4 protein-coding genes are annotated in these 4,805 nt (G+C 69.3%); all 4 read left to right on the plus strand.

The window, feature by feature from the left end; translation table 11 throughout:
* The first annotated feature begins 10 nt into the window (after positions 1-10).
* From ABZY12_RS34160 to ABZY12_RS34175, 4 genes are read left to right on the plus strand one after another with little or no spacing between them, the layout of a single operon-like run.
* Positions 11-727, plus strand: coding sequence for an erythromycin esterase family protein (locus ABZY12_RS34160; protein WP_356897329.1), 717 nt, complete (start codon positions 11-13; stop codon positions 725-727).
* Positions 728-764: 37 nt separating this feature from the next.
* On the plus strand, positions 765-2,786 hold the full coding sequence (locus tag ABZY12_RS34165; protein ID WP_356897324.1) for a LodA/GoxA family CTQ-dependent oxidase: 2,022 nt from the start codon (positions 765-767) through the stop codon (positions 2,784-2,786).
* Positions 2,783-3,973, plus strand: a complete 1,191-nt coding sequence (locus ABZY12_RS34170) for an FAD-dependent monooxygenase (protein WP_356897326.1) — start codon at positions 2,783-2,785, stop codon at positions 3,971-3,973. The genes ABZY12_RS34165 and ABZY12_RS34170 overlap by 4 nt, the downstream gene beginning before the upstream one ends.
* 43 nt (positions 3,974-4,016) lie before the next feature.
* Entirely contained in the window at positions 4,017-4,730 is a 714-nt protein-coding gene (locus ABZY12_RS34175) for a hypothetical protein (protein WP_356897327.1), read from the plus strand.
* Positions 4,731-4,805: the final 75 nt, after the last annotated feature.

Below are 4,805 nucleotides of genomic sequence, written 5' to 3' on the forward strand. Positions count from 1 at the left end.
CGACCGGTACATGGCCGACGCGGTGGGAACCGTCCTCGAAGACCCGTCCACCAGGATCGCCCTCTGGGCGCACAACGGGCACATCAGCAAGGGCCGTTACGGTGGCGGGGTGCCGGCACTGGGACAACACCTTCACTCACGGTACGGCGACGCCTATTACGCACTCGGCCTGCTGTTGGGCAGCGGTTCCTTCCGCGCCCGTCGGACATGGCCCGGTCCATGGTCTCGTCCCCGAGCCCGCGCCGCCGGCAGCAACCGGATCGGAGCTGCCCGCGCCGGCTCCATAGAGGCCCGGCTGGCTACCGCCAACCCCGGCAACCACCTCGTGGACCTGCGCAGCGCAGCCGACGCCCCGACGACGCTACAGGCGTGGCTCGACGGCCGGCACGGTGTACGAAGTTTCGGCGCCATGGTCCCGCGCTGGACCTACCGCCTCCATCAGGGCCTTTTCCTCCTTGGCCGAGGAGTACGACGGGCTGGCCTACATCGCGGTCTCGTCCGACTCCCTGCCTCTCCCCCTCTAGAACACCGCGAAGCCACCTCGAGGGGCTCGACACCGCCGCCCGCAAGGGTGCTGCCCGGCTCGTCGACCCGCCGCACACCCGTTTCCCTTGACCAAACACATAGGCGCACCCCCCAAAGCGCCGCCCTTGCCCCCACCAGACGAATCCGTACACCCATTCGGCAGTCTCGATATTCGGGCGGAAGCGCAAGATCCTACGGTTGAGACCGGACCCGGCAGCCCCGCGACGGAAGGCTTCTCGATGGACGGTCAGATCGTGCAGGCGAAGATCCACCCTGCCATTGGTGTCGCCCGGGTCGGAAACAGCGCCGAGGCACCGTTCATCGGCCCCGAATCACCGGATCAGCAACCCGGGGGCCCTGGCTCCTACAAGGACAGTGCCGGGGCGATCCGGCGGCAGGCCGCGCGTTTCCGGGTGTACGGCTACAACGCCGCGGGGGAGGTCGTACGGGAGCTGAAGCCGGGCGCCGGGGGTGTGTCCGAGATCCAGTGGACGGTGCACCTGGCCAACAAGAAGGCCGCCTGGTACCAGTTCCATTTCGCGCTCGACATCCCCGAGGGCAAGACGCTCCCGGCCGGACAGTACGCCCGGCGAAACGCCACCGTGACGGGCGCCGACCGGGCGAAGCTGGTCAACGATCCCGGAAGCCGCACCGTTCGCGGCTCGATGACCGAGACGAAGAAATTCGATACCGGCAAGATCATGGGCAAGGTGGTGTACCTCGGGGAGATCTCCACCCGTTCCGACGGCCGTCTGATGGTGCTCGGCGGCAAAGGGAACTCCGCCTCGTACATGAACAAACCGATCACCGGAGTCGCCAACAACGACACCTGGTACGACGACGTGTCCGACGGTCCGGTGACGGCGAAGGTCCGTATCGACGGCAGGGAGCTGACCGCCACCCCGGCCTGGGTCGTGGTGGGGCCGCCGCACTACGCCCCCGGCATGAAGTCCATCCGCACCCTCTACGACGTGCTCTTCGATGTCTTCGTCAAGGCCGGTTCGCTCACCCGTCCGCCAAAGATCTCCTTCACCGATCACATCGAACCGTTGCTGCGCCGGTTCTGCGATCTCCAGTGGGTCAACCAGGGTTTCGCCACGCAGTTCGGCTGGAACGGCCCCAACTTCTTCCTCTCCCCCGCGATGCGGAAGCGGCTCGCCGATCCGTCCAAGCGGAACCAGGAACTGCGTCGCCAGACGTACGTCGCCCTGCGGGACTACGACCGCGACGGAAAGTCCCCACTGCCGTGGCCGTGGCTCTACGGCGATGCCATGACCAGCGACCCCATGTCCGTACGTCAGCACATCACGCTGTCCCCGACCCAGGACTGGATGCTGGAGCGCTGGGCGGACGGCAAGTTCCAGGCGGGACCGTTGCGACAGCCCCGCCCCATGCTCGACGACGCCCCTGTCGCCGAGCAGCCGGGACTGCTGGACCGGGCGGCTCTGGAAAACTGTGCCGCGGACGCGTTCCACCCGGGGTGTGAGGTCACCTGGCCGATCAGGTCCGCGACCATGTTCACCGAGCCCTTCCGCATCCTGCACCGCGCGCCGGGGACGACGGAACCCGACTTCGGGCCCACCCTCACCCCGCAGGAGGCGGCCGCCAAGAACGGCCCCCTGTACGCGCAGGGCCCCGGAGACCTCACCCGCTGGATGGCCGCCCCCTGGCAGGCGGACACCGCGAGCTGCCGCTCCGGCTACGAGGTGCTCAAAGGTCTCGGTCCGCGCTACAGCCCGTACCTGCCGACCTTCTGGCCTGCCCATGTGCCCAACCATGTGCTCAAGCTGGAGGACTTCGAAAAGGTCAACACGTCGCCAGCCGGCAGCGACGACAGCGCCCGGGAGGAGGCGTTCGAGCGGCGGGCGACCTGGCTGCGCGGTCTCAAGGGCAACACGAACGAGCAGCGCACCCAGATGGTCAAGGACTGGCCGAAACTCGGCATCGTCGAGGTGCGTGACTACACCGTGGGCGACGGGAAGTTCCCCGAACGGATCGGGGTGGAGTCGCGCCCGGGAGCACCGCTCGACCAGGCGCTGGACACGGCGAACCTCGTCAACCTGCAGGTGCTCGAGGCGGCTCCGGCCGTGCTGGCCGCCGCGGCCGGCACCTGGCCCGAGGGCAAGCCCACCCCGGAATCCATCGAGGCCGACTTCGTGGCACGGGCGATCAGCGAGGCCATGGAGGTGACCGGTTACAGCGCGGAGGAGATCGCCGGCGGATACCTCGAGAAACTCGACCCCTTCCACGAGGCACTGTGAGCCCCGCACCCGCCCCCGGCGCGGAGACCTACGACGTGGTGGTGGCGGGCGGAGGCCCGGCCGGCTGCGCCGCCGCGCTCACACTCGCCCGGGCCGGCCGTACGGTTCTGCTGGCGGACGCCGGCACGGGGCCGCCGAAGGTCGGCGAGACGCTCGTGCCCGCAGGGAGGGTCCTGCTCGGCGACCTCGGCGTCGCCGACCGCGTCCTCGGTTCCGGGCATCTGCCCTGCTACGGCAACCTCTCGGCGTGGGGGTCTGCCGACCTGCACGCCGTGGACTTCATCAACGATCCGCACGGCCATGGCTGGCACCTCGACCGGCGGCTGTTCGACCGGCGACTGCGCGACGCCTCCGGCGAGGCGGGGGCCGCGGTCGCCGAGGGCACGGCCGTACGCGGGGCGGTGCGGCAGCCGGACGGCGCTTGGGCTCTGGCTCTGCGCGGCGGCACGGGCCCTGCCGACACGGGAACAGGCGGCGAGCGTACGGTGCGCTGCCGGTGGGTCATCGACGCCACCGGCCGGGCCGCCGCGATCGCCGTCCGGTGCGGCGCCCGGCGGCGGGTCCTGGACCGGCTCACCGCCCTCCACGCGCCCCTGGAGGCGGATCCCGGGGACACCGACCGCCGTTCGCTCGTCGAGTCGGACGAGGACGGCTGGTGGTACACCGCCCCGCAGCCCTCGGGCGGGCGGCTGGTCGCCTACTTCACCGACACCGACCTGCCTGCCGCCCCGTACACCGCACACCATTTCCACCGACGGATGCTGGCCACCCGGCACGTGTCCCGGTGGGCCCGCCGCCACGAGCCCACACCCACACCACTCGCCGCGCCCCGCAGGGCAGCCGCACACACCGCGCACCTGGACCGGGTGTACGGAGACGGCTGGACCGCCGCCGGGGACGCGGCGGTCGCCTTCGATCCGCTCTCCTCCCAGGGTGTCCTCACCGCCCTCTACACCGGGCTGAGCGCGGGCCGGGCCGTCGACGCCCACCTGGGGCGCCTGCGTTGCGGTCCGGGCCGCGTGCATGACGGCGAGGACTCGGCCCTCGCCGCCTACGCACACAAGGTCACGGCCGCGCGGACCGCGTATCTGCGCGGCCACCGCTTCATTCACGCCCAGGAGACCCGCTGGATGCACCGCTCCTTCTGGGCGCGGCGTCTGGCCGGCCTCCCCGACTCCCCCTTCTGAACCGCAGGAAACAGGAAAGGCGCCGCACGTCATGAATACGGACATGGGACAGGAAGCCGGCCCCCACAGCGGAGACCTGCACGGTCTCCACCGGTTTCTGCTGATCGGCAAGAGACGGATCTTCGCCTACCACTTGGCGCTCTACAACGTGGAGGCGCATGCCTTCCAGGCAATCGTGACCCTCAGCCTCGCGGACGCCGTGCGCGACGCGTATCTCGCGGATCTGGCGAAGAACGAGGACAAGAGGGTCTTCTACAGCCTCTTCTCCCCCGACCACTTCCCACTCGCGGACCTCAAGCAGGGCAAGACCTTCAAGGTCCAGTTGGAACGGGTCGTCGTCAAACCCGACGGCTCACGGGAAATCCAGAAGATGCTCAACGGGCAGCAGACCGACGCGGTGTGCAGGGCGGAGGACGTACGGTACTTCCGAAAGCTCGGAGGCCTGGAATATCCCGCGTACCTCACGTACCTGTTGTTCGGCGAGGGCGACGAGGTACACATCGCGCACCAGCTCGCGAAGAAGCCGAACTGGGACGAGGTCATCACCGTCACCGAGCCGCGGGACATCGACCCCACGCTCCTGAGCAAGGTCCCGGACATCACCATCGAGTCGATCGAGGACCCTCATGCTGTGGTGATGGAGAGCCCTTTGAAGAAGGGGCAGAGCTACGAGGCAAGGATCAACGGAGCCGGTGCGTCGATCAGCTTCAAGGCCGGTCGGCAGGGCTGGTGGAACCACACCAGCCTCAACAACTGAGCTCGTACAGCCATCTCGGCCCTCGCGGTGTCCGCCGTCGGGCCGGGCGGCCGGCACTCGACGACGGCCGGACTC

It is taken from the genome of Streptomyces sp. NPDC006551, assembly GCF_040611675.1.
Classification (GTDB): domain Bacteria; phylum Actinomycetota; class Actinomycetes; order Streptomycetales; family Streptomycetaceae; genus Streptomyces.